This is a genomic window from Streptomyces sp. NPDC002209, from assembly GCF_042890265.1.
In the GTDB taxonomy this organism is placed as follows: domain Bacteria; phylum Actinomycetota; class Actinomycetes; order Streptomycetales; family Streptomycetaceae; genus Streptomyces.
This window is the reverse complement of the sequence record NZ_JBIARX010000001.1, coordinates 328560-352885: the sequence shown is the minus strand read 5'-3', so window position 1 is coordinate 352885 and position 24326 is coordinate 328560. Positions and strand designations below refer to the sequence as shown.

Annotated in this window: 24 protein-coding genes; 16 read left to right on the top strand and 8 right to left on the bottom strand. The window is 71.7% G+C overall.

All coding sequences use genetic code 11. From position 1 onward, the window contains the following. Nucleotides 1-10: 10 nt before the first annotated feature. Nucleotides 11-1807: an AMP-dependent synthetase/ligase gene (locus ACFYXK_RS01665; protein WP_389409333.1), complete on the bottom strand. Its 1797-nt coding sequence runs from the start codon at nt 1805-1807 to the stop codon at nt 11-13. A gap of 229 nt (nt 1808-2036) precedes the next feature. On the opposite strand from ACFYXK_RS01665, the gene ACFYXK_RS01660 reads away from it, so the two are divergent. The 6 genes from ACFYXK_RS01660 to ACFYXK_RS01635 all read left to right on the top strand — a co-directional run bounded on the left by ACFYXK_RS01660 (nt 2037) and on the right by ACFYXK_RS01635 (nt 7008). Continuing rightward, entirely contained in the window at nt 2037-2819 is a 783-nt protein-coding gene (locus ACFYXK_RS01660; RefSeq protein WP_389409332.1) for a metallophosphoesterase, read from the top strand. A gap of 123 nt (nt 2820-2942) precedes the next feature. After that, entirely contained in the window at nt 2943-3383 is a 441-nt protein-coding gene (locus ACFYXK_RS01655) for an SRPBCC family protein (protein WP_383508046.1), read from the top strand. A 3-nt stretch (nt 3384-3386) separates the two neighbouring features. Further along, a complete protein-coding gene (locus ACFYXK_RS01650; RefSeq protein ID WP_389409331.1) occupies nt 3387-4622 on the top strand; it encodes an ArsA family ATPase in 1236 nt (411 codons plus the stop codon). Between the two features lie 76 nt (nt 4623-4698). Then, nucleotides 4699-5172, top strand: coding sequence for a DUF5304 domain-containing protein (locus ACFYXK_RS01645; protein WP_389409330.1), 474 nt, complete (start codon nt 4699-4701; stop codon nt 5170-5172). Nucleotides 5173-5233: 61 nt separating this feature from the next. Then, the gene (locus ACFYXK_RS01640; protein WP_389409329.1) at nt 5234-6175 is read left to right on the top strand and encodes an ROK family glucokinase; all 942 of its coding nucleotides are present in this window, start codon (nt 5234-5236) and stop codon (nt 6173-6175) included. 59 nt (nt 6176-6234) lie between these two features. Next, complete coding sequence (locus tag ACFYXK_RS01635) at nt 6235-7008, top strand: endonuclease/exonuclease/phosphatase family protein (RefSeq protein ID WP_389409328.1); 774 nt, start codon at nt 6235-6237, stop codon at nt 7006-7008. A gap of 50 nt (nt 7009-7058) precedes the next feature. On the opposite strand, the gene ACFYXK_RS01630 is transcribed toward ACFYXK_RS01635, so the two are convergent. Then, nucleotides 7059-7619, bottom strand: a complete 561-nt coding sequence (locus tag ACFYXK_RS01630; protein ID WP_389409327.1) for a hypothetical protein — start codon at nt 7617-7619, stop codon at nt 7059-7061. Next, nucleotides 7612-8391, bottom strand: a complete 780-nt coding sequence (locus ACFYXK_RS01625) for an alpha/beta hydrolase (RefSeq protein WP_383508064.1) — start codon at nt 8389-8391, stop codon at nt 7612-7614. Before ACFYXK_RS01625 ends, ACFYXK_RS01630 begins: the two co-directional genes overlap by 8 nt. 160 nt (nt 8392-8551) lie before the next feature. Here ACFYXK_RS01625 and ACFYXK_RS01620 point away from each other — a divergent pair, with 160 nt between their 5' ends. The 6 genes from ACFYXK_RS01620 to ACFYXK_RS01595 all read left to right on the top strand — a co-directional run bounded on the left by ACFYXK_RS01620 (nt 8552) and on the right by ACFYXK_RS01595 (nt 13910). Then, a complete protein-coding gene (locus ACFYXK_RS01620; protein WP_053785173.1) occupies nt 8552-9283 on the top strand; it encodes a 1-acyl-sn-glycerol-3-phosphate acyltransferase in 732 nt (243 codons plus the stop codon). Nucleotides 9284-9334: 51 nt separating this feature from the next. Continuing rightward, the gene (macS, locus tag ACFYXK_RS01615) at nt 9335-10546 is read left to right on the top strand and encodes a MacS family sensor histidine kinase (protein ID WP_389409326.1); all 1212 of its coding nucleotides are present in this window, start codon (nt 9335-9337) and stop codon (nt 10544-10546) included. 59 nt (nt 10547-10605) lie between these two features. Beyond that, on the top strand, nt 10606-11250 hold the full coding sequence (locus tag ACFYXK_RS01610) for a response regulator transcription factor (protein ID WP_048480546.1): 645 nt from the start codon (nt 10606-10608) through the stop codon (nt 11248-11250). A gap of 177 nt (nt 11251-11427) precedes the next feature. Further along, entirely contained in the window at nt 11428-12456 is a 1029-nt protein-coding gene (locus ACFYXK_RS01605) for a 6-phosphofructokinase (protein ID WP_389409325.1), read from the top strand. A gap of 92 nt (nt 12457-12548) precedes the next feature. Next, nucleotides 12549-13547 carry a 2-hydroxyacid dehydrogenase gene (locus ACFYXK_RS01600; protein WP_389409324.1) on the top strand — a complete coding sequence of 333 codons (999 nt, stop codon included), beginning with the start codon at nt 12549-12551 and terminating at the stop codon, nt 13545-13547. 69 nt (nt 13548-13616) lie between these two features. Continuing rightward, entirely contained in the window at nt 13617-13910 is a 294-nt protein-coding gene (locus tag ACFYXK_RS01595) for a hypothetical protein (protein WP_389409323.1), read from the top strand. Nucleotides 13911-13958: 48 nt separating this feature from the next. On the opposite strand, the gene ACFYXK_RS01590 is transcribed toward ACFYXK_RS01595, so the two are convergent. After that, a complete protein-coding gene (locus ACFYXK_RS01590; protein WP_389409322.1) occupies nt 13959-15854 on the bottom strand; it encodes an anthranilate synthase family protein in 1896 nt (631 codons plus the stop codon). Between the two features lie 255 nt (nt 15855-16109). On the opposite strand from ACFYXK_RS01590, the gene ACFYXK_RS01585 reads away from it, so the two are divergent. Then, complete coding sequence (locus ACFYXK_RS01585; RefSeq protein ID WP_389409321.1) at nt 16110-17474, top strand: class II 3-deoxy-7-phosphoheptulonate synthase; 1365 nt, start codon at nt 16110-16112, stop codon at nt 17472-17474. 169 nt (nt 17475-17643) lie between these two features. Then, the gene (locus ACFYXK_RS01580; RefSeq protein WP_389409320.1) at nt 17644-17883 is read left to right on the top strand and encodes a bacterioferritin-associated ferredoxin; all 240 of its coding nucleotides are present in this window, start codon (nt 17644-17646) and stop codon (nt 17881-17883) included. Nucleotides 17884-17912: 29 nt separating this feature from the next. Here ACFYXK_RS01580 and bfr read toward each other — a convergent pair whose 3' ends face one another. Beyond that, nucleotides 17913-18392: a bacterioferritin gene (gene bfr, locus ACFYXK_RS01575; RefSeq protein ID WP_383508081.1), complete on the bottom strand. Its 480-nt coding sequence runs from the start codon at nt 18390-18392 to the stop codon at nt 17913-17915. A gap of 200 nt (nt 18393-18592) precedes the next feature. On the opposite strand from bfr, the gene ACFYXK_RS01570 reads away from it, so the two are divergent. Beyond that, nucleotides 18593-19225, top strand: coding sequence for a sulfite oxidase-like oxidoreductase (locus ACFYXK_RS01570; protein WP_389409319.1), 633 nt, complete (start codon nt 18593-18595; stop codon nt 19223-19225). 31 nt (nt 19226-19256) lie between these two features. Here the strand turns inward: ACFYXK_RS01570 and ACFYXK_RS01565 are convergent, their stop codons facing one another. The 3 genes from ACFYXK_RS01565 to pknB form a co-directional block, all read right to left on the bottom strand. Further along, on the bottom strand, nt 19257-19811 hold the full coding sequence (locus ACFYXK_RS01565) for a DUF4396 domain-containing protein (protein WP_389409318.1): 555 nt from the start codon (nt 19809-19811) through the stop codon (nt 19257-19259). A 78-nt stretch (nt 19812-19889) separates the two neighbouring features. Then, nucleotides 19890-20759, bottom strand: coding sequence for a deoxyribonuclease IV (locus ACFYXK_RS01560; RefSeq protein ID WP_389409317.1), 870 nt, complete (start codon nt 20757-20759; stop codon nt 19890-19892). A gap of 20 nt (nt 20760-20779) precedes the next feature. After that, on the bottom strand, nt 20780-22699 hold the full coding sequence (gene pknB / locus ACFYXK_RS01555) for a Stk1 family PASTA domain-containing Ser/Thr kinase (protein WP_389409316.1): 1920 nt from the start codon (nt 22697-22699) through the stop codon (nt 20780-20782). An 850-nt stretch (nt 22700-23549) separates the two neighbouring features. On the opposite strand from pknB, the gene ACFYXK_RS01550 reads away from it, so the two are divergent. Beyond that, nucleotides 23550-24080 (top strand): GNAT family N-acetyltransferase, encoded by a 531-nt coding sequence (locus ACFYXK_RS01550; protein ID WP_389409315.1) that lies wholly within the window; start codon nt 23550-23552, stop codon nt 24078-24080. Nucleotides 24081-24326: the final 246 nt, after the last annotated feature.

Here is a 24326-nt window from a genome sequence, read left to right as displayed (position 1 = left end):
GCGGGCTGCCTCAGCCGCGGTACAGGGCCTCGATCTCGTCCGCGAAGTCCTTCGCCACCACATTCCGCTTCAGCTTCAGCGAAGGCGTGATGTGACCCGACTCCTCCGTGAACTGGGAGGGCAGAATGCGGAATTTCCGCACCGATTCCGCCTTGGAAACCGCCGCGTTGCCGTCGTCCACGGCCTTCTGGACGGCGGCGATGAGGTCCGCGTCCTCGCGCAGCTCCGCCGCCGTGACCCCGGCCGGCTTGCCGTTCTCCGCGGCCCAGCGGCCGAGGAACTCCTCGTCGATGGTGACCAGCGCGGCCACGAACGGCCTCGCGTCGCCGACCACCATGCACTCCGCGACCAGCGCGTGCGCGCGGATCCGGTCCTCGATCACCGCGGGCGCGACGTTCTTGCCGCCCGCCGTGACGATGAGCTCCTTCTTGCGCCCGGTGATCGCGAGGTAGCCGTCCTCGTCGAGGGTGCCGACGTCGCCGGTGTGGAACCAGCCGTCGGTCAGCGCCTCGGCGGTCGCCGCCTCGTTCTTCCAGTACCCGTTGAACACGTGCTCGCCGTGCAGCAGCACCTCGCCGTCGTCGGCGATCCGCACCACGGAGCCCGGCAGCGGCTGGCCGACCGTACCGATCTTCGTACGGTCCCACGGGTTGAAGGCCGTGGCCGCACACGACTCGGTCAGGCCGTAGCCCTCCAGGACCGTGAAGCCGATGCCGCGGAAGAAGTGGCCGAGCCGCTCGCCCAGCGGGGCCCCGCCGGAGATCGCGTACTCGCCGCGCCCGCCGAGGACCGTGTGGAGCTTGCTGTAGACCAGCTTGGAGAACAGCTTGTGCTTCAGCTTCAGGCCGAAGGACGGGCCGCCCGGGGCGTCCAGCGCCCGGCTGTACGCGATCGCCGTCTCGGCGGCCGCGTCGAAGATCTTGCCCTTGCCGTCGGCCTGGGCCTTGGCGCGCGCCGAGTTGAAGACCTTCTCGAAGACGCGCGGCACACCGAGGATCAGCGTGGGCCGGAAGGACTGCAGCTCGTCGGTGAGGTTCTTGATGTCCGGTACGCAGCCCAGGCGGATCGGCGCCAGGACGGCCGCCACCTCCACCAGGCGCCCGAAGACGTGCGCGGCCGGCAGGAAGAGCAGCACGGAACACTCGCCGGTGCGGAACAGCGGGCTCAGGCGCTCCACCACGTTGCCGCACTCGGCGAAGAAGTTGCGGTGGGTCAGCACACAGCCCTTGGGGCGGCCGGTGGTGCCCGAGGTGTAGACGATGGTGGCCGGGTCGTCGGCGTTCGCCAGCGAGCTGCGCCGGTCGACCTCCTCGTCCGCCACGCCCGCGCCGGCGGCCTGCAGCGCCTGGAGCGCGCCCTGCTCGATCTCCCAGACCTCGCGCAGCTCCGGCAGCCGGTCGCGCAGCGAGGCCACGGCCGCGCTGTGCCCCGGGCTCTCCACGACCACCGCGGCCGCGCCGGAGTCGCCGAGGATCCACTGGATCTGCTCGGGCGAGCTGGTCTCGTACACGGGGACGGTGACGGCGCCCGCGCTCCAGATCGCGAAGTCGAAGAGCACCCACTCGTAGCGGGTGCGGGAGATCAGCGCCACGCGGTCGCCGGGCTGGATGCCGGCCGCGATCAGGCCCTTGGCGGCGGCGCGCACCTCGGCGAGGAACTCGGTCGCGGTCACGTCCTGCCACCGGCCGTCGACCTTGCGGGCCATGACGGCGGTGTCGGGATGCTGCGCGGCATTGCGGCGGATGAGATCCGTCAGGTTCCCGTCCGACGGGACCTCGTACAGGGCCGGAAGGCTGAACTCGCGCAAGACTGCTGCTCCTCTGGGCGCCATCGCCACCATGTGGACCGACCGGACGTTACCCATGGGTAGTGGGTTCCGGATAGAGGGAACCGGCCAGATGTTCCGTGCGTCACATGCCACGGCCGTGCCATGCCGACAGTAGTCGACCCCGTTTGCGACTCGGAAGTAACCGCAGGTAGGCCGCCTGTGCCACCCCCTCTACCCGCGGCCCCCGGACCCCCCTAGGGTTAAGCGCATGGGTGGCAGGAAAAGCAGCACGCGGGTCCATGTCGTCAGCGACGTCCACGGCAACGCCGATGCGCTCGCCCGCGCCGGTGAGGGCGCCGACGCCCTGATCTGCCTCGGCGACCTCGTGCTCTTCCTCGACTACGCCGACCACTCGCGCGGCATCTTCCCCGACCTGTTCGGCGTCGAGAACGCCGACCGGATCGTGGAGCTGCGCACCGCGGGCCGCTTCGACGAGGCCCGCGACTTCGGGCGGCGGCTGTGGGCCGGGCTCGACCGGGAACAGCTGATCGAGGGCGCAGTGCGCCGCCAGTACGCCGAGATGTTCGCCGCGTTCCCGCAGCCCACGTACGCCACCTACGGCAATGTCGACATCCCGGGTCTGTGGCCCGAGTACGCCGGACCCGGCACCACCGTCCTCGACGGGCAGCGGGTGGAGATCGGCGGCCTCGTCTTCGGCTTCGTCGGAGGCGGACTGCCCTCCCCGATGCGCACCCCGTACGAGGTCGACGAGGAGGAGTACGCCGCCAAGGTCGAGGCGCTCGGCGAGGTGGACGTGCTCTGCTCGCACATCCCGCCGGAGGTTCCCGAACTCTGCTACGACACGGTCGCGCGCCGGTTCGAACGCGGCAGCGAGGCCCTGCTCGCGGCGATCCGGCGGACCCGCCCGCGGTACGCGCTGTTCGGGCACGTGCACCAGCCGCTGGCCCGGCGCATGCGGATCGGCGGCACGGAATGCGTGAACGTCGGGCATTTCGCCGCCACCGGAAGGCCCTGGGCACTGGAGTGGTGACCGCCGGGCCCCGGAGCGGTGAGCCCCGGGCCATGGAGTGGTGACCTCCGCACGCACGGTAGCCTGCACGCGGCGGCCGCAGGCCGCACACTTCCTCGAACAATCCCTGGAGGGGCGACCGCCATGGCCGAACACACCAGCTCGAGCATCACGATCGAGGCGGCGCCGGCCGACGTGATGGCCGTGATCGCCGACTTCGCCCGCTACCCCGAGTGGACCGGCGAGGTGAAGGAGGCCGAGGTACTGGCCACCGACGCCGAGGGCCGCGCCGAAAAGGTCCGGCTGCTGCTGGACGCGGGCGCGATCAAGGACGACCACACCCTCGCCTACACCTGGAAGGGTACGGACGAGGTCAGCTGGACCCTGGACAAGTCGCAGATGCTGCGCCAGCTCGACGGCTCGTACCGGCTCGCCCCGCTGGAGGGCGGCAAGCGCACCGAGGTCACCTACCAGCTGACCGTGGACGTCAAGATCCCGATGCTCGGCATGATCAAGCGCAAGGCCGAGAAGGTCATCATCGACCGCGCCCTGGCCGGCCTGAAGAAGCGCGTCGAATCGGCCTGACCCATGCGCATCCTGCTGATCACCGGCCCCGGCGGGGCCGGCCGCACCACCGTGGCCGCGGCCACCGCCGTCGCCGCCGCGCGGGCCGGGCAGCGGGTGCTGCTGCTCTCCGGTGACCCCGCGGACCCCCTGCCCGCACTGCTCGGGGAGCCCACGGGGAACCCCGTCGAAGCCGCGCCCGGGCTGACGGCCGTACCCGCCGGCGGAGTCCTCGCGGCCCGCGTGGACTCCGGCGAGGAGTTCCGCGCGGAGCTCGTCGCCCTCCAGGAGCGCGGATCCGCCCTGCTCGGCATGGTCGGGGCCCGCCCGCTCGGGGCCGAGGAGCTCACCGAGCTGCCCGGCGCCGAGCAGTTCGCCCTGCTGCGCGCCCTGCGCGGGGCCGCCGCCGCACCCGGCACCGACCTCGTCGTCGTCGACATGCCCCCGCTCCACCAGACCGTGGCCGCCCTCGCCCTCCCCGCCCAGCTGCGCCGCTACCTGGCCCGGCTGCTCCCGGCCGAGCGGCAGGCGGCCCGCGCCCTGCGGCCCGTACTGGCCCAGCTGGCCGGCGTACCCATGCCCGCGCAGTGGCTGTACGAGGCCGCCGCGCGCTGGGACGAGGAGCTCGCGGCCGTCCAGGCCGTCGTGGAGGCCGCCGCCACCTCGCTGCGGGTGGTCGCCGAGCCGGGACCGGGCGCCGACGCCGCGCTGCGGACCGGGCTGCTCGGCCTCGCCCTCGAGCAGCTGCCGGTCGCCGGGATCGTCGCCAACCGGATGGTGCCGCAGGACTCGCCCGACCCCTGGCTGGCCGGACTCGCCGCCCAGCAGGAGAAGTACGCCGCCCAGTGGGCCGGGGCCGGGTCGCCGAAGGACACGCCCGTGCTGCCGCTGGGGCACCTGGGGCGGGACCCCCAGGGGCCGGAGGACCTGGCACGGCTCACCGGGGCGCAGGCGCTCGTTCCGGCGGCCTCCGGGGAGGCCGCCGACACGGCCCGGGAGCGTACGGCCTGGGTGGTCGAGGACCGCCTCGCCGAGGACGGGGTACTCGTCTGGGTGGTGCCGCTGCCCGGCGCCCACAAGCGCGACCTCGACCTGGTCCGGCGCGGCGACGAGCTGCTGCTCGCGGCCGGCCCGTACCGCAGGATCGTTCCGCTGCCCTCGGCGCTGCGCCGCTGCACGGTCTCCGGCGCCGCCCTCGCCGACGGGGAGCTCCGCATCCGCTTCACGCCGGACCCGGGGCTCTGGCCCCGCAGGCCCTGAACCGGGTACCCCCGTTCGGGTAACGTCGGAGGTAGTACGTACCGCACGCCCAGCAGCTGCCGCAGGAGAGTCCGCCATGAGCGAGGCCACCGACCGTCCCACCGACGACGACGCCTGGGCCAAGGCCTGCGCCGAGGACCTCGCCGCCGAGCAGGAGCGCCGCCGGGCCCGGCAGGGCGGCACCGACGCCGGCACCGGGACCGCCGCCGAGGAGCTCTTCAAGCTGTTCGAGGCCGTCGCCGACAAGGTCTCCGGGCTCAACAACCCGCTGCTCGGCGCCGCGGCCCAGGGCGCGGTACGCCAGTTCGTCAACCAGGCGAAGGCCGCCGCCAAGCCCGTCGTCGAGCGCAACCCCGAGGTCTTCGACCACCTCGCGGCCGCCGGCTCCGAGCTGCTCGCCGCGTACCGCTCGGCCGTCGAGGGCCACGAGCGCCGCTGGACCCGCGACGAGCCCGCCCCCGGCGCTCCCGCGGACCGTCCCTCCGGTGACGGTTCCGACCCGCGCGACGAGGGCGGGAGCGGTCCGACGCAGCGGATCGATCTCGACTGACACGCGGCCGCGCTCGGGTACGGTTGGCCGTGGCGGGGTTTGACCGGAAACCGAGGGACTAATGGGACTCACCATCGGCGTCGACATCGGCGGCACGAAGATCGCGGCCGGCGTGGTCGACGAAGAGGGCACCATCCTTGAGACGTACAAGGTGCCCACCCCGCCGACCGCGGACGGGGTGACGGACGCGATCTGCGCCGCAGTGTCCGAAGTCAGCAGCAACCACACCATCGAGGCCGTCGGCATCGGCGCCGCCGGATACGTGGACGACAAGCGCGCGACCGTACTCTTCGCGCCGAACATCAACTGGCGGCACGAGCCGCTCAAGGACAAGGTCGAGCAGCGCATCGGCCTGCCGGTCGTCGTCGAGAACGACGCGAACTGCGCCGCCTGGGGCGAGTACCGCTTCGGCGCCGGCCAGGGCCACGACGACGTCATCTGCATCACGCTCGGCACGGGCCTGGGCGGCGGCATCATCATCGGCAACAAGCTGCGCCGCGGACGCTTCGGTGTGGCGGCCGAGTTCGGGCACATCCGGGTGGTCCCGGACGGCCTGCTGTGCGGGTGCGGGAGCCAGGGCTGCTGGGAGCAGTACGCCTCCGGGCGCGCGCTCGTCCGGTACGCGAAGCAGCGCGCCAACGCCACCCCCGAGAACGCGGTGGCCCTGCTCGCGCTCGGCGACGGCACCGCCGACGGCATCGAGGGCAAGCACATCAGCGAGGCCGCGCGGGCCGGTGACCTGGTGGCCATCGACGCGTTCCGCGAGCTGGCCCGCTGGGCGGGCGCAGGTCTGGCGGACCTGGCGTCCCTGTTCGACCCGTCGGCGTTCATCGTCGGCGGCGGTGTCTCCGACGAGGGCGACCTCGTCCTCGACCCGATCCGCAAGTCCTTCAAGCGCTGGCTGGTCGGCGGCGCGTGGCGCCCCCACGCGCAGGTGCTGGCCGCGCAGCTGGGCGGCAAGGCCGGTCTCGTCGGCGCGGCGGACCTGGCCCGCCAGGGCTGACCCCGTCCGTTGTCCGAACTGCCCGCCGCGCCCTCTGTGGCACGGCGGGCAGTCTGGCTATGTTGCCGTCCATGCTGCCGAACTCTGTGACGGAACCCGACGGTTCCGCGGTGATCCGCGCCCTCAGCTACAACATCCGCTCGATGCGGGACGACGAGGAGGCACTGGCCAGGGTGATCCGCGCGTGCGCCCCCGACCTGGTGTTCGTCCAGGAGGCGCCGAGGTTCTTCCGCTGGCGCAAGCACGCGGCGCGGCTGGCCGCGAAGACGGACCTGGTGGTGCTGAGCGGCGGCGCCACGGCCGCGGGCCCGCTCCTCCTGTGCTCGCTGCGCGCCTTCGTGGAGCGGACGCAGGACGTACTCCTGCCCCTCACACCGGGCCTGCACCGGCGGGGCTTCGCCACCGCGGTGGTCCGGTTCGGGGCCGCGCGGGTGGCGGTGCTGAGCGCGCACCTGTCGCTGGACGGGGCGGAACGCCGGGCGCAGGCCGAGCTCCTCCTGGACCGTCTCGCCTCCACCGATGCCCCGTACGCCATCGCGGCGGGCGACATCAACGAGACGCCGTCGGGCCCGGCGTTCCGCCGCCTCTCCACCGCCCTCCAGGACTGCTGGACGGTGTCCCCCTGGGGCGGCGAGCACACCTTCGTCCGCTCCGGTCCGCCGAGGCGGATCGACGCGATCTTCGCGACGCCGGGCGTGGAGGTCCTGACCTGCGGCGTCCCCACCGCTCTGCCGGGTATCACGAACGACGACCTCCAGGCGGCCACGGACCACCTCCCGGTCCTGGCCACCCTCCGCCTCCCGGCCGGGAAACCCGGCCCCGCCGGCGGCTGAGGCGTGGGGGTACCCCCGGACGGAGTCTGGGGGAGGGCCCGGGCCGAGCCCTACACCACCGCGCCGCGGCCCGGGTCGTCGTCCTCGTCGTCGCCCTGCGACATCCGGGCCACCAGCGTGGCGAAGCCGCCGAGGAAGCCGCCGATGCCCAGTGTCGTGAGCCACCAGGTCATGTCCCACTGCAGCAGCACGGCGACCAGCAGCAGCACCGGCCCGCCCACCACCGCCAGCCACGCGAACTTCGCCGTCGTGTCCGCGGGCGGGAGCTCCGGCTCCGGCGGGACGAAGTGGCCCTCGTCCTTCTCGTCCGGCTCCGCCGGAGTGTGGTCCCGGGGCCCGGTCCCGGGCCCGGTGCCGCTCACGCCCACCCCCACGCCCGGGGCGAACACCACGGAGCTGCCCAGCGCCGGGGCCGGGGGTTCCTTGTCCGCAGGAGGCTCCGGAGCCGGCTCCACGTCGTCCTCCGGGAGCATCAGGTTCTCGATCGGCCGGAACGGCCTCGACCCCGGCGGGTCCGGCGGCTCCTGCCCGTACCCGGCGACGATCGCCGCCCAGGCCGCCTCCTCGTCCAGCGGGGGGACACCCCCCGGGGACTCCTCGTGCTCAGCCACCGCTGGCCGCCCCCTCCCTGCCGACGCTCTCCGCGAGCCGCCCGACGAACGCATAACTGTCCGCGAAGATCTGCTCCGCGTCGTAGTCCAACGTCGCAACGTGGTAGCTCTGTTCCAGCAGCGTCTCGGTGACGTCCGTCGAGGAGATCCGCGCGAGGATCCGCGCCGAGTCGACCGGCGGTACGACATGGTCCTGCGGGCTGTGCAGCAGCAGCACCGGCTGCGTCACCTGCGGCAGTTCGGTGTCCAGCATCTGCAGGAACTTCCGCAGCGAGTGCGCGGCCCGGGTCGGGACCCGGTCGTACCCGACCTCGTCCGAGCCCGGCTTCGCGATGTCGCTCGCGATGCCCGGGGTCGAGCGGATGAAGTGCTTGGCCACCGGGAGGGCGACGGCCAGCGGGTCGTGCACCTTGTTGGCCGGGTTGACGAGCACCAGCCCCCGGATCGCGTCACCGTGCTTCGCCGCCAGCCGCAGGCTCAGCGCCCCGCCCATGGACAGGCCGAAGACGAACACCTGCGTGCACCGGTCCAGCAGCTCCCGCAGCGCGCGGTCGACCTCCGCGTACCAGTCCTGCCAGCCCGTGAGCTGCATGTCCTGCCACCGCGTCCCGTGCCCGGGCAGCAGCGGCAGCGACACCGTCAGGCCCTGCCCGGCGAGGTACTCGGCCCACGGGCGCAGCGACTGCGGGGAACCGGTGAAGCCGTGGCAGAGGAGGACGCCGACCTCTCCGCCCTCGTGGCGGAAGGGCTCAGCTCCAGGGAGGACGGGCACCAGGGTCTCCTTCGACGGGTGGGGGGTGCGTAGCGCTGTGTGACTTCACCGTACGCGACGGGGATGACACCGACCAGGGTCGTCGACCGCTCACGCACGAGCCAGGGGATATGGTCTGTTCGACAGACACAGGAAGGCTTTCGAGTTGATCTACGGCGCAATGAAGTTCTCCATCGGGGGTTCCCTGAAGCTCGCCTTCAGGCCGTGGGTGGAGGGCCTCGAGAACATTCCCGCCGAGGGGCCGGCGATCCTCGCGAGCAACCACCTGTCGTTCTCCGACTCCTTCTTCCTGCCGGCCGTGCTGGACCGGAAGGTCACCTTCATCGCGAAGGCGGAGTACTTCACCTCCCCGGGCGTCAAGGGCAAGCTGACGGCCGCCTTCTTCAAGGGCGTCGGCCAGCTCCCGGTGGACCGCTCCGGTGCGCGCGGTGCGGGCGAGGCCGCGATCAAGAGCGGCATCGAGGTCATCGAGCGCGGGGAGCTGTTCGGTATCTACCCCGAGGGGACGCGTTCACCCGACGGCCGCCTCTACCGCGGCAAGCCCGGCGGGCTCGCCCGGGTGGCCCTGGCCACCGGTGCGCCGGTGATCCCCGTGGCGATGATCGACACGGAGAAGATCCAGCCGCCCGGCAAGGTCGTCCCGAAGCTGATGCGCCCGGGCATCCGGATCGGCAAGCCGCTGGACTTCAGCCGCTACCAGGGCATGGACAGCGACCGCTTCATCCTGCGCTCGGTGACCGACGAGGTCATGTACGAGATCATGAAGCTGTCCGGCCAGGAGTACGTCGACATCTACGCGACGGCCGCCAAGCGCCAGATCGCGGACGCCGAGAAGGCCGAGAAGGCCGCCAGGGCCGCCGCCGAGAAGAACGCCGGCAAGAGCGCCGAGTAGCGGGGCAGGGCGGGCAGAACGGGCGGCACCGCCCGCACGGGGGTGGGGGAGATGGCGAAACGCGAACGTGTCGTGCGCATGTCGGTCGAGCAGCCGCTGTGGCGCGCCCTGACCGCGTACCGGCTGCTCACCATGGTCTACGCGGCCCTGCTGTTCGCCTCGGCGTACAAGGACTTCGACCGTCCCTGGGTCGCGGCCGGCTACCTCGCCGTGCTCGCCGTCTGGACCGTGGCCACCCACCGCAAGGTGGCGAACGCCGTCAGCTGCACCAAGCGGTTCCTCGGGGCCGACCTCACCGTCGCCCTCGTCGGGATCCTGCTCACCCCGGTCGCGGACACGTACGAGCGCATCGCCGGGGGCGGCCCCACCCTCCCCAGCATCTGGACGGCGGGCTCCGTCCTCGCCTTCGCGATCAAGGGCGGCTGGCGCTGGGCGGGATTCGCCTCCACCTTCGTGGCCGCGGCCAACGTCCTGGTCCACGGCGGCAATCCCACCCGCGACACCCTGCACAACGTGCTGCTGGTCTGGGTCGCCTCCATCGCCATCGGGTACGTCGTCGAGGTCGCCCGGGCCAGTGAGGCCACCCTCGCCCGCGCCCTGGAGATCGAGGCCGCCACCCGCGAACGCGAGCGCCTCGCCCGCGACATCCACGACGGGGTCCTCCAGGTCCTCGCCATGGTCCAGCGGCGCGGCACCGAGCTGGGCGGCGAGGCCGCCGAGCTCGGCCGGATGGCCGGGGAGCAGGAGGTGGCGCTGCGCACCCTGGTCTCCAGCGGGCTGGTGCCCGCCTCCCGGATCAGCCGCGACGAGTCGCTCGGCGCGCTGGTGGACGCGTACGAGGTGGACGAGCCCGGCGCCGACGAGGGCGAGCTGGATCTGCGGACCCTCCTCGCCCCGCACGCCGGATCCCGGGTCAGCTTCGCCGAGCCGGGGACCCCGGTGCTGCTGCCGGTGCCCGCGGCGAAGGAGCTGGCCGCCGCGGTCGGCGCCGCCCTCGACAACGTGCGCAAGCACGCCGGGGACGGGGCCAGGGCCTGGATCCTGGTCGAGGACTGGGGCGACGAGGTGATCGTGACCGTCCGCGACGACGGCCCGGGCATCCCGGCGGGCCGGCTCGACCAGGCCGAGGGCGAGGGCCGGATGGGCGTGGCCCTGTCCATCCGCGGCCGGCTGCGGGACCTCGGCGGCAGCGCCGAGCTGGTGTCCGTCCCGGGGCAGGGCACCGAAGTGGAACTGAAAGTACCGAGGGGGAGAACCCAGTGAGCCAGACCGAAGCGTCCAGGGAGCCGCACGAGCCCGACGGACTCGGCGCGATCAAGGTGATGGTCGTGGACGACCATCCGATGTGGCGGGACGCGGTCGCCCGCGACCTGGCCGCCGCGGGCTTCGACGTGGTCGCCACGGCCGGAGACGGCCCCGAGGCGGTCCGCCGGGCCGTGCCCGCCGCCCCGCACGTCCTGGTCCTCGACCTCAACCTGCCGGGCATGCCCGGGGTGCAGGTCTGCAAGGAGCTCGTCGGCGCCAACCCCGCGCTGCGCGTCCTGGTCCTGTCCGCCAGCGGTGAGCACGCCGATGTCCTGGAGGCCGTGAAGTCCGGCGCCACCGGCTACCTGCTCAAGTCCGCGGGCGCCCAGGAGCTGATCGACGCGGTCCGCCGCACCGCGGCCGGCGACCCTGTGTTCACCCCGGGCCTGGCCGGCCTGGTGCTCGGCGAGTACCGGCGCCTGGCCACCGACCCGGCGCCCGCCGCCCCCGACGAGCCCAAGGCCCCGCAACTGACCGACCGGGAGACCGAGGTGCTGCGGCTGGTGGCCAAGGGGCTCTCGTACAAGCAGATCGCGGAGCGCCTCGTCATCTCGCACCGCACGGTGCAGAACCACGTGCAGAACACGCTGGGCAAGCTCCAGCTGCACAACCGGGTGGAGCTCGTCCGGTACGCGATAGAGCGCGGCCTCGACGACGCGTAACGGGGGACGCGCACGGTGTCGTACGTCGTACTTACGTCCTCGTACGAGTGAACGGGGGGACGCAACGCCTCGTAATTCCACCGGAATTGACCCTTCACGGGCCCTTGCTGTGACCTGAGTCACCACTAGCGTGGCCGTCATGCGGGCTCAGTGGGCCCTGTGGCGAAGGGAAGTTCCATGAAGGTCGGAGTGCTGACGGGCGGCGGAGACTGCCCCGGGCTCAACGCGGTCATCCGCGCCGTCGTCCGCAAGGGCGTCCAGGAGTACGCGTGCGAGTTCATCGGCTTCAAGGACGGCTGGCGCGGCGCGGTCGAGGGGGACACCGTCCCGCTCGGCATCTCCGCCGTCCGCGGCATCCTGCCGCGCGGCGGCACCATCCTCGGCTCCTCGCGGACCAACCCGTTCAAGCAGGAGAACGGGGTCCGGCAGATCAAGGAGAACCTCGCGAAGTACGAGGTCGAGGCCCTCGTCGCGATCGGCGGCGAGGACACCCTGGGGGTGGCCGCCAAGCTGTACGGGGAGTACGGCATCCCGTGCGTCGGCGTCCCGAAGACCATCGACAACGACCTGTCGGCCACGGACTACACCTTCGGCTTCGACACGGCGGTGGGCATCGCCACGGAGGCCATCGACCGGCTGCACACCACGGCCGAGTCGCACATGCGGGTGCTGGTCGTCGAGGTGATGGGCCGGCACGCCGGCTGGATCGCCCTGCACTCGGGGCTGGCGGGCGGCGCCAACGTCATCCTCATCCCGGAGCAGCGCTTCGACGTGGACCAGGTGTGCGCATGGGTGACCTCCCGGTTCAAGGCGAGCTACGCGCCGATCGTGGTGGTCGCGGAGGGCGCCATGCCCAAGGACGGGGAGATGGTGCTGAAGGACGCCACCACCGACTCGTTCGGGCACGTCCGGCTGTCGGGCGTGGGGGAGTGGCTGGCCAAGGAGATCGAGGCGCGGACGGGCAAGGAGGCCCGGACCACGGTGCTCGGGCACATCCAGCGCGGGGGCACGCCGAGCGCGTTCGACCGGTGGCTGGCGACGCGGTTCGGGCTGCACGCGATCGACGCCGTGCACGACGGTGACTTCGGGAAGATGGTCGCGCTGAAGGGGACGGACATCGTGCGGGTGCCGATCGCGGACGCGACGGCGAAGCTGAAGACGGTGGACCCGGCGCTGTACGAGGAGGTCGGGGTGTTCTTCGGCTGAGCCGGAGTGGGTGGACGGACCATGGCCGTTGTCGGACGTAAGGTGCCGAAACGACCATGGTCCGTTTGGTTTTGCACAGCACGGGAGCGAACGTGGAAATCCTGGCATTCGGCGTGCAGGGGGACGAGCAGCCGCTGATCGAGAAGGCGTTCGCGGCCGCGGGGCACCACGAGGTGCGCTGCCTGGACGTGTTCCTCACCGAGGACACCGCCCCCATCGCGGCCGGGTACGAGATCGTCTCGTCGAGCGTGAACGCGGACCTGGGCGGGCGGGTGCTGCGCACCCTGGCCGGGGGCGGGACGAAGATGATCGCCCAGCGTTCCACCGGTTTCAACAACATCGACCTGGGCGTCGCCCGGCAGCTCGGGATGACCGTGAGCCGGGTCTCGTACTACTCCCCCTACTCCGTCGCCGAGTTCGCCTGGACCCTGGCGATGGCGGTGAACCGGCGGATCGTCCGGGCGTCGAACCGGACGCGGGATTTCGACTTCCGGCTGAACGGGCTGATGGGCCGCGACATGCGGGGCCGCACCGTGGGCGTGCTCGGCACCGGCAAGATCGGCGAGGCGTTCACCCGGATCGCCCACGGCTTCGGCATGAACCTGCTGGGCTGGGACGTCGTGCAGAACCCGGCGTGCGTGGAACTCGGCATGAAGTACGTGGACAAGGAGGAACTGCTCACGTCCGCGGACCTGGTCAGCCTGCACGTGCCGCTGCTGGAGGCGACGCACCACATCATCGACGCGGCGGCGCTGCGGATGATGAAGGACGACGCGATCCTGGTGAACTCCAGCCGGGGCGGGCTGATCGACTCGGAGGCGCTGGTGTCCCAGCTGCGGGCGGGGCGGTTCGAGGGGGTCGGGCTGGACGTGTACGAGGCGGAGGCCGGGCTGTTCTTCCTGGACAAGTCCCTGGAAGCCGTCGAGGACGACACCCTGGCCCGCCTGATCACGTTCCCGAACGTGGTGGTCACCTCGCACCAGGCGTACTACACGCACGACGCGGTGGGCCAGATCATCGAGACGACGGTGCGGAACGTGGCGGACTACCTGGCGGGGCGGAGGTCGCAGAACACGCTGGTCCCCGAGTGACGCGAGTTCGCCCCGAGTTCAGACCGCGATCATGCGCGCGGCGCGGTCACAGGACCTAGATTCGCCCCTGTGGACATACCTTCCGCGGCCCGCTGGCTCTTGCTGGCCGCCGCCGCTGCACAGTTCGTGTACGCCGTACGGGCCCTGCGGCCCGCGCTCCGCTCCCGGCCGGGGGAGCGGGTGGACCCGTGGCTGGCCTTCGCGGACCCGGCGGTGGGCGTCCCGGTGTCGCTGGCGCTGGCCTTCGGGAACCTCCCGGCGCTCCTCACCGGCCTGGCGGTGCTGGGCCCGATCCTGACCTGGCAGCTGGTCCGGAGCGTCACGGCCCGCCGCGGCAAACCCGGCAAGCCGACCCCGGCGTAACGACCCCGCCGCGCGGAGCCGCCACGCCGGGCGGCCGGGACGACACACCTAGACCGCGGCCGGTGCCATGCCGAGCAGGAGGTCGCGGAGCAGGGCCGGGCCGTTCAGGGTCAGGACGGACTCCGGGTGGAACTGGACCCCGGCGAAGGCGGGGGCCCGCAGGGCGTGGACCTCGCCCGTCGCCGGGTCGCGGGAGACCTCCACGCCCCGCTCCGCCAGGCGGGCGGCGTGCTCGTCGGGGCAGTGCGCCGTGTACGTGTTGTAGAAGCCCACCACCTCCTCCCTCCCGAAGAAGTCGATCCGCGTCTGCGCCCCCTGCGCCGGCTCCGCCTTGCGGATCAGCGGCAGGCCCAGTTCCGCCGCCAGCAGTTCGTGCCCCAGGCAGACCCCGAGCAGGCCGTGGCGGTGCCCGGCCAGCAGTTCGCCGGCCAGCCCGCGCAGCATCCGCATCTTCGGGTCGGCCGCGTCCGCCGGGTTCCCCGGCCCCGGGCCGAGGACGACCGGGCCGGTCCAGGACAGGGCCGTCTCCCGCAGCCGGGGTTCGTCGTAGCGGCGTACCGTCACCTCCAGCCCCGTCACCCGCAGCACATGGGCCAGCATCGCCGTGAAGGTGTCCTCGCCGTCCACCACCAGGGCGTGGCCGACCCGGGCCGGGGGCTGGTCCTGCATCCGGAGCCAGAACGGCGCCAGGTCCTGGCGGCGTTCTGCCAGGGCCGCCTGGACCCGGGGGTCGGCCGCGAGGCCGCTCGCCCCGAACGCCGGCCGCGGGGCCGCCGGGCGGACCCCGAGCGCCGCCAGCACCCCGGCCGCCTTCGCGTGCGTCTCCGCCACCTCGCCCGCCGGGTCCGAGTGCCGCACCAGCGTGGCGCCCACCGGCACCCGCAGCGTGCCGTCCGCCGCGATGTCCGCGGTCCGGATCAGGATCGGGGAGTCCAGCGTCTGGGACCCGGACGCGTCCACGCCCAGCAGGGCCAGGGCGCCGGCGTAGTAGCCGCGCCCGCCGGCCTCGTACCGCTCGATCACCCGGCAGGCGTTCTGCACCGGAGACCCGGTCACCGTCGCCGCGAACATCGTCTCGCGCAGCACCTCCCGTACGTCCAGCGAGGACCGGCCGCGCAGCTCGTACTCGGTGTGCGCGAGGTGCGCCATCTCCTTCAGCCGCGGGCCGACGACGACCCCGCCCCGGTCGCCGACCGTGCACATCATCTTCAGCTCCTCGTCCACGACCATGGAGAGCTCCTCGGTCTCCTTGCGGTCGCCGAGGAAGGCGAGGAGGGACTCGGCCGTCGGGCCCCCGGCCGGATAGCGGTAGGTGCCGCTGATCGGATTCATCACGACCGTGCCGCCGGACATCCGCACGTGCACCTCGGGGCTGGCCCCGACCAGCGTCCGGTCCCCCGTGTGCACGACGTACGTCCAGTACGCACCCCGCTCGCCCAGCAGCAGCCGCCGGAACAGTGCGAGCGCGTCGGCCCGCCCGAAGCCGTCGATCCGGCCCTCGTACGTGCGCCGGATGACGAAGTTCGCGCCCTCACCCCGGCCGATCTCGTCCCGGATCACCCGTTCGACGGTCGCCGCGTACTCCTCGTCGGGCACGTCGAAGCCGCCGCCCCCGACCCGCACCGGGTGGTCCGGCAGCGCGGCCAGCGCCTCCGCGAGGGGGACCTCGTAGGCCTCCTCGGCGGCCAGCACGCTCAGCGGCGTGCCGTCGTCGCGCACGTCGAACCCGCGCTCGCGGATCTGCCGGAACGGGACGAGGGCGAGGGTGGGCAGCTCCCGTACGGGCAGCTCGGCGAGGCGCCCGGCCTCGTGGACCGGGCCGATCAGCACCTCGACGGTGTCGTGGTCGCGGCCGGGGGTCCGCCGGCGCAGCAGGGCGAACGGGGGGCAGGAGCCGTCGAGCAGCTCGAGCAGGCGGCTGGGTTCAAGGCGGCTGGTGTCCATGGGCGGGCGTCCTTCTCCATCGGCGGGGTGAAGAGGAGCGGCCGGGCCCGGAAAGCACCGAAGGCCGCCCCTCGGGCGGCCTTCGCGTCGTGCGTGTCAGTGGGTACGCGCGAGTGGTGGGCCGCCGGAAGCGGGCCACCACCAGTTCTGGTTCGAGAGCGCGTACATGCCGCCGACGATAGCCCACCCGCACCCGCAGAGACACCCGTCTCACCCAGTGGGCAGCGGGCTGGACGTGACGCAAGACGCCGTAATGTGTACGAGGTGACCGTGAACGCTGAAACCCAAGCCCCCGCCGCCAAGGCGACCTGGCGAGACCTTCCCGCGGCGCAGCAGCCTTCGTACCCCGATGCCGAGGCACTGCGCGCTGTCGTCGCGGACCTCGAGTCGTATCCTCCGCTCGTTTTCGCGGGCGAGTGCGACCAGCTGCGCGCCCGTCTGGGAGCCGTCGCCAAGGGCGAGGCGTTCCTGCTGCAGGGCGGCGACTGCGCCGAGGCCTTCGACGCCGTGTCCGCCGACCACATCCGCGCCAAGCTGAAGACGCTGCTGCAGATGAGCGCCGTCCTGACGTACGCGGCCTCCGTGCCCGTCGTCAAGGTCGGCCGCATCGCGGGCCAGTACTCCAAGCCGCGCTCCAAGGACACCGAGACCCGCGACGGCGTCACCCTGCCGACCTACCGCGGCGACTCCGTCAACGGCTTCGCCTTCACCGAAGAGGCCCGGATCCCGGACCCCGAGCGGCTGAAGCGCATGTACCACGCGTCCGCGTCGACGCTGAACCTGGTGCGCGCCTTCACCACCGGTGGTTACGCCGACCTGCGCCAGGTGCACGCCTGGAACCAGGACTTCGTGAAGTCCTCCCCGTCCGGGCAGCGCTACGAGCAGCTCGCGCGGGAGATCGACAACGCGCTGAACTTCATGAAGGCGTGCGGCACCGACCCGGCCGAGTTCAAGGCCGTCGAGTTCTACGCCTCCCACGAGGCGCTGCTGCTCGACTACGAGGGCGCACTGACCCGCACCGACTCGCGTACCGGCAAGCTGTACGACACCTCCGGCCACATGGTCTGGATCGGTGAGCGCACGCGCCAGCTGGACCACGCGCACATCGAGTTCTGCTCGCAGATCGCCAACCCGATCGGCATCAAGCTCGGCCCGACCACCACGGTGGACGAGGCGCTGACGTACATCGACCGCCTGGACCCCGACCGCGAGCCGGGCCGGCTGACCTTCGTCGTCCGCATGGGCGCCGACAAGGTCCGCGACAAGCTCCCCGAGCTGGTCGAGAAGGTCACGGCCTCGGGCGCGACGGTCGCCTGGGTCACCGACCCGATGCACGGCAACACCTTCGAGGCGGCCTCCGGCCACAAGACGCGCCGCTTCGACGACGTGCTCGACGAGGTCAAGGGCTTCTTCGAGGTCCACAAGGGCCTGGGCACGCACCCGGGCGGCATCCACGTCGAGCTCACCGGTGACGACGTCACCGAGTGCGTGGGCGGCGGCGACGAGATCTTCGTCGACGACCTGCACCAGCGCTACGAGACGGCCTGTGACCCGCGGCTCAACCGCAGCCAGTCCCTGGACCTGGCCTTCCTGGTCGCCGAGATGTACCGCGACCAGTGAGCGCGATCAGTAAGTAGAAACGCACGACTGTGGGGCACGGATCGATGTGATCCGTGCCCCACAGTCGTCGCCAGGGCTTTTGGGTGAGCCTCACTTTGGGTACGGTTAGGTAAGCCTCACCGAATAGGGGATGGCTGCAGAAACCATTCCTGTCAGGGAGGTGAACCGCGTGTACGTCTGCTCTTGCTTCGGGGTCACCGACAAGCAGGTCAAGGAGCACGCGGCCGCCGGGGCCTGCACCCCCCGCCAGATAGCCTCGGTCACCAAGGCCGGCACCGACTGCGGATCCTGCGTCCGCACCATCCAGGGCATCCTGGGCCGCGGGGCCTGCCCGCGCCGGGAGCTGCTGGAGAAGGGCAACGCGGCAGCCGTGCTCGCCGCCGACCCGGAGCTCGTCGAAGCCGCGTAAGGCGTGGGCCCGCAGGGTCTCGCTGCGGCTCAGCTCTCCGGCTGCTCGATCAGCTGCGCGATGTAGAGCGGCTCCCCGATGCTCTCGATGAGCTCCAGCTGGGTGTCGAGGTAGTCGATGTGGTGCTCCTCGTCTCCCAGGATCTCCTCGAAGAGGCGCGCCGAGGTCACGTCGCCCTTGCCGCGCATCACCTCGATCCCGCGCTTGAGGCGGTCGATGGCCTCGACCTCGACCTGCCGGTCCGCCTGGAACATCTCCGTCAGCGTCTGGCCGACCCGCACGTGGAAGAGCCGCTGGTAGTTCGGCAGTCCGTCCAGCATGAGGATGCGCTCGGTGAGCTTGTCCGCGTGCTTCATCTCGTCGATGGACTCGGCGCGGGTGTAGTTCGCGAGCTTGGTCCAACCCTTGTTGTCCTGGATCCGGTAGTGGAGCCAGTACTGGTTGATCGCCGTGAGCTCGCCGGTCAACTGCTCGTTCAGAAACTCGAGGACCTCGGGGTCGCCCTGCATCGCAGAGGCTCCTTCCAGGCAATGTCAGCTGCGTGACGGGTCTGGGGGTACCTCCCAGCCGTGACTGGGGGAGTGCGCGCATCCTTGCACCGCCGCAGGGGGCCGTCCAGTAAGTGCCTCCTTAGTGTGAGTTGCCATGACTTGCCCGCATAGGGCATACCTGGTCGTGACCACCCCACCACGTCTGTCACCATGGAGGCATGGGTCAGCCGGAAAGCCGGGAATCTCCGGGAGTAGAGCAGCTGGAGCTTCCACCGGGGCAGCGGTTGCAGCGCGGCTGGCCGGTCACCCACTACGGCCCGGTCCCCAAGTTCAAGCCGGACCGCTGGGAGTTCCGCGTCTTCGGAGCCACCGCCGACGGTGAGAAGCACTGCTGGAACCACGAGGAATTCACGGCCCTGCCGTTCCGGTCGGTCGTGGCGGACCTGCACTGCGTGACGAAGTTCAGCATGCAGGGTGCCGAATGGGGCGGGGTCCTCGCTCGCGACATCCTCGCCCTGGCGCCACCGTCGCCGCAGGTCACGCACGTGATGGTGTGGGCCGAGTACGGCTTCAGCTCCAATCTGCGACTGGCCGACTTCGCCTCCGACCGGACCGTCTTCGCCACCCACGAGGGCGGTGAACTGCTCACCGCCGAGCACGGTTTCCCGGTGCGGCTCGTGGTCCCGCACCTGTACGCCTGGAAGGGCCCGAAGTGGGTCCGAGGCGTCGAGTACATGACCGCCGACCGCCGCGGCTTCTGGGAGGAGCGCGGCTACCACAACATCGGCGACGCCTGGCGCGAGCAGCGCTACTCGTACCAGGAGGAGCCGGGGGACGGCCCCGAGCTGTAGGCCGTGGCATGCCCGGCCGGGGAGCCCGCCCTCAGTGGTGGTACCGGTGCACGACAGCGTGGCCCTTGCCGCGGCCGATCAGCCACTTGTTGACCGGGGTCGTGACGACGAACGCGAGCGCGAGCGAGATCGCCAGCACGATCCAGAACAGCGCGTCCGCGAGGTGCGCGTCCATCGCTCCCGGCCACAGCACGATCACGCCGTTGTCGATCAGCTCCATGACGGCGATCGAAAGAGTGTCCGCCGCCAACGCCACCCGGATGGCCGTACGCAGTTCGACGCCGGCGGCGAGGATCCCGCGCAGGGTGAGCGCGTAGCCGAAGAAGAACGCCAGGACGATCGCCACGATCATCGTCGGGACGTTTCCCCAGCCCAGTGCCGTGCCGATGACCATGCCGAGTACTTCGCCGATGGCGCAGCCGGTGAGGCAGTGGAGGGTGGCCCTGGCAGCCGCGGCCCAGCTCGCCCCGCCGTGGCCGGTGCCGTGGCCGCCGTGGCCGCCGTGGCCGCCGTGGCCGCTGTCGGGGTGCTGCTGGTGGTGCTGGTGGTGCGCGTCGTGCTCGTGGTGTGCGTGCGCGTGCTCCATCGGAACCCCCTGGGAACGCCGGATTACGGTCCTGCGGATAGCAGAACCGTATACCCCCCAGGGGTATTCCTCAACGGATCAGTGGAGCTCGCGGAGCTCCTTCAGCAGCGCCACGTCCGCCGCGTGCCCTTCCTTGCCGCCCGGGGTCTCGATGATCAGCGGGACACCCTCCGTCGCGGGGTGCGTGAACAGATCGGCGAAGGCGTCCCGGCCGATGTGGCCCTGCCCGATGTTGGCGTGGCGGTCCTTGTGGGCGCCGACGCCCTCCTTGGAGTCGTTGGCGTGGATCAGCTTCAGCCGCCCCTCGCCCACCGTGTCCACCAGCAGGTCCAGCGTCTGCTTGGCACCGCCCGGCTCCGCCAGATCGTGCCCCGCGGCGAAGACGTGGCAGGTGTCCAGGCAGATCCCGAGCTTCGGGTGGTGCTCCAGAGCCTCGAAGTACGGCCCGAAGTCCCAGGTCCGCGAGCACAGCGAGGAACCCTGCCCGGCCGTGGACTCCAGCAGCAGGAACGGGTCGTCGTCGTGCACCAGCTCGTCCAGCAGCGGCAGCATGTACTCCCTGACCTGCGCGTACGCCGCCTCGCGCGGGCGCCCTCCGGTCGCCGAGCCGGTGTGGACGACCACCCCGAGCGCACCGATCTCCCGGCCGCGGCGCAGCGAGTGCCGCAGCGACTCCACCGACCTCTCCACGGTCGCCGCGGTGTGCGAGCCGAAGTTGATCAGGTACGGCGCGTGCACGTACGCCGGGATCGAGCCGGCCGCGCACCCGGCCCGGAACAGCTCGTCCTGCGCCGGGTTCCCGACCGGGGTGGCCCAGCCGCGGGGATTGGCCACGAAGACCTGGACGGCCTCCGCACCCATCTCCCGCGCGTACGCCAGCCCCACCGAGGCGAGCCCGCCGGCGACGGGGACGTGCCCGCCCACGGGATTGCGCACGGCCCCGTCCATACCCCTTCGATCCACTGCTGCTACAGCCCCTTGGTCCGCAGGACGATCGTGCTGCCCTCGGGGGCGTTCTGGCCGCCCGGCACCGACTGGGCGTCCACCGTGTTGCTGAAGGAGATGAGCGGACGCTCCACCTTCACCTTGAAACCGGCCGCCTCCAGCGTCCTGCGGGCCACGTCCGCCTCCTGGCCGGTCACGTTCGGCACCGGGATCTGCCGGGGGCCCTTGGAGACGGTGAGCGTCACCGTGTCACCGCTCGAGGCCTGTGCTCCGGCGCCGACCGACTGGTTGGCGACCGTACCGGCCGGGAACGGCGAGTTGACCTGCTCGGCGGCCGTCTCGACCTTGAGGCCGGCGTCCTGGAGGGTGGCCCGCGCCTGGTCGAGGGGCCGCCCGGCCACGTTCGGCACCTGCACCGGCCGGCCCTTGCTGACCAGGATCGCGACCGCCGTGTCCGGAGAGCGCTTCTGCCCGCCCGTCGGGTCGGTGGAGATCACCGAACCCTGCGCGACGTCCTGGCTGAACGCCTGCGTGACCAGACCCGGCGCCAGACCGCTCTTGGTCAGCTCGGCCTTCGCGTCCTCCAGCGGCCTGCCCTTCACATCGGGTACGACGACGACCTCCGGGCCGCGCGAGATCGTGAGCACCACCACGCCGTTGCCGCGGATGCGCTTGCCGCTCGCCGGGTCGGAGTTCATCACCGTCCCGCGGTCGAAGGCGTCGCTGAACTTCCGGTCGATCCGCTTCACGCCGAGGCCGGCCGCGGACAGTTCGGACTTGGCCTGCGCCTCGGTCTTCCCGAGCAGGTTGGGGACCTTCGTGAACTGGCCGGCGTTGATGTACCAGACCCCGGTGCCCAGGCCGAGCGCGAGCAGCACTCCGGCGATCACGAGCAGCGTGCCGCGCCGTGGCCGCCGCCGCCGCGGCGGCGCCGCCGCCCGGACCGGTGCCGGCTCCGGACGGTCCGGGCTCTCCAGCCGGGACGTGAGGTTCACGGGCGGCTGCGCCGCGACGGGCCGGGGGATCACGCTGGTGCGGTCCTCGGTGGCGCTGCGCGCCTCGGCCCGCGCCTGCGGCGGCACGGCGTCCAGCTCGGCGTCGCTGAGCAGCGCGCGGGCGTCGAGGGCCAGCCCGAGCAGGGCGGCGGCGTCGGAGGGCCGCAGCTCCGGATCGCGGGCCGCGGCGTAAGAGACGAGCTGGTCCAGGATGGCGGGCAGCCCCGGGACGGCGGCCGACGGGGGCGGCACGTCCTCGTGGAGGTGCTGGTAGAGCACCTGGGCGGCGGTGGCGCCGGAGTGCGGCTTGGAACCGGTGAGCATCTCGTACAGGACGACACCGCAGGCGTAGACGTCCACGCGGGTGTCGCCGCTGCCGCTCTCTATCTGCTCGGGGGCGAGGTAGGAGACGGTGCCGAGGACGGAGCCGGTGGTGCTGGTGACCGAGTCGACGGACCGGACCAGCCCGAAGTCCGCCACCTTGACCCGGCCGTCGTCGCCGATCAGGACGTTCTCGGGCTTCATGTCGCGGTGCACGAAACCGGCCCGGTGGGCGGCGCCGAGCGCGGCCAGGACGGGCTCGAGGATGTCGAGGGCGGCGCGGGGCTGGAGCGCGCCGCGCTCGCGCAGCACGTCGCGCAGGGTGCAGCCCGAGACGTACTCCATGGCGAGGTACGTGTACGGCCCGTCGGTGCCCTGGTCGAAGACGGCGACGACGTTGGGGTGCGCGAGGCGGGCCACGGACTTGGCCTCACGGATGAACCGGTCGACGAAGCCGCCGTCGGCGGCGAGCGCCGGGTGCATCACCTTCAGCGCGAGCACGCGGTCGAGGCGGGTGTCGACGGCCCGGTAGACCGTGGCCATGCCGCCGGCCGCGATGCGGGAGTCGACGCGGTAGCGGCCGTCGAGTGTCTGCCCGACTAGGGGGTCGTCCAGGGTCGTATCCACCCGGCGATTCTACGAGCCGGTGCGTTTGGGCGGTCCGGGGTGTCCACGCTTGCAGCGTAGCCGTGACATGGAGGGGATGTACGGGGCTCATGGCGCGGGCCCGCCATCTCCCCCTCGCCCCCCCGGGGCGGGTCGGCGGCTGCCCACCCGCCCCCTTGTCTGCGGACCGGCGGGCCGGTGAGCCGCACCCTCCTGGACCGGATCAGAGAGGGTTCGGGGGCTTCCCGTCAGTCCCATCGTCCTTCCGTGTCGTGCCGGCCCGTCAAGGGCGCTCCTTCGTCGCGTCGCTGCGCGATGGCCTCCGGCCACCCTTGACAGACCGTCCCGCCCCGGAAAGACAAGGACTGCCGGGAAACCCCCAAAGGACGGTCAGGGGGGCAGGACCCACAGAAGCGGGCACCTCAGGGCTGTGCGCGCGGTCTCCGCTCAGCCCGGCCTGACATTCGGCCTATTCCGGTCGCATTCCGGGCCAAGGGGAGGCCACACCGCACGAAACCGTGACCAGGGCACCGGCCAGAGCCCCGGGCGCGGCAGATCGCTACGCGCTTCGCCCGGCCAAGCGGCCATGGGCCGTCGCGGGTCGGGCACAAGCCGCTCCTGGCGCCGTCAGCGGGGGAGAGTCGACCGATGGCTGAGCAGTACGCATACGTGCGGCATCGGCTCCTTGGCTCTGTCCACGAGAAGGAGCAGCAATTCGACGTCGGTTGGGGAGGCGCACTCGGCCAGGGAGTGCCTTGCAGTGTTCACGAGAACTGCCAGCACCGGACCTTCCTGCCCGCATGGCCGTCAGTGAAGCGTGACGGGCTCCCTGATCTTGATCTTCGCGCGGCGCCCCGTTCATGATCGCCCTATGAGTCAGCACTCGGTAACCTTGGACAAGATCGTTTTGGAGGACTGGCCGGCCGTTCACTCGTGGGCGTGCCTCCCGGAGGTGTGCCGCTATCAGTCCTGGGGGCCGAACACAGAGGTCCAGACGCAGGACTTCGTGGACTCTGCGGTCAAGGCCTGGTCGGGTACCCCTCAGCGCCGGTTCCCCTACGTCGCCCGCGTCGGGCGGGACGTGGTGGGCATGGGTGAGCTGCATGTCCGCAGCCATAAGCAGCGCCAGGGCGAGATCTCATACATCGTGCATCCCCGGGTATGGGGGCAGGGCATCGGCACGGAAATAGGCCGGCAGCTGCTCGCGCACGGGTTCGGCGAGCTGGGGCTCCATCGGATCCACGCCACCTGCGACCCGAGGAATCTCGGCTCCTCCCGCGTGCTGTCCAAGATCGGTATGACGCATGAGGGACGCCTGCGAGACACGGCGCTGCTCCGCGACGGTTGGCGAGACTCCATGATCTTCAGCAGCCTCGAAGGGGAATGGCGCTCCACTGCGTAGCCCCGCCTGCGGGGTGCTGTCGTTTCTCGGGCTCTGGCACAACTTCTGTGGACCCGTGGCAGCGGTTGCTGGTGTCCCGGATGTGCCGAGTCAGCTCACGCGTATCCGAGGAGGCACTGGCTATCGACCCCGGACGGCCTGCGGACGCTGAGAGATGAGGAGCGCGTAGCGATCTGTTGCGCTTCGGTGCTCCGCAGGACGATCTGGTCGCCGTTTCATGCGGGTGCCGTCGCCCTCGGCCTGTAT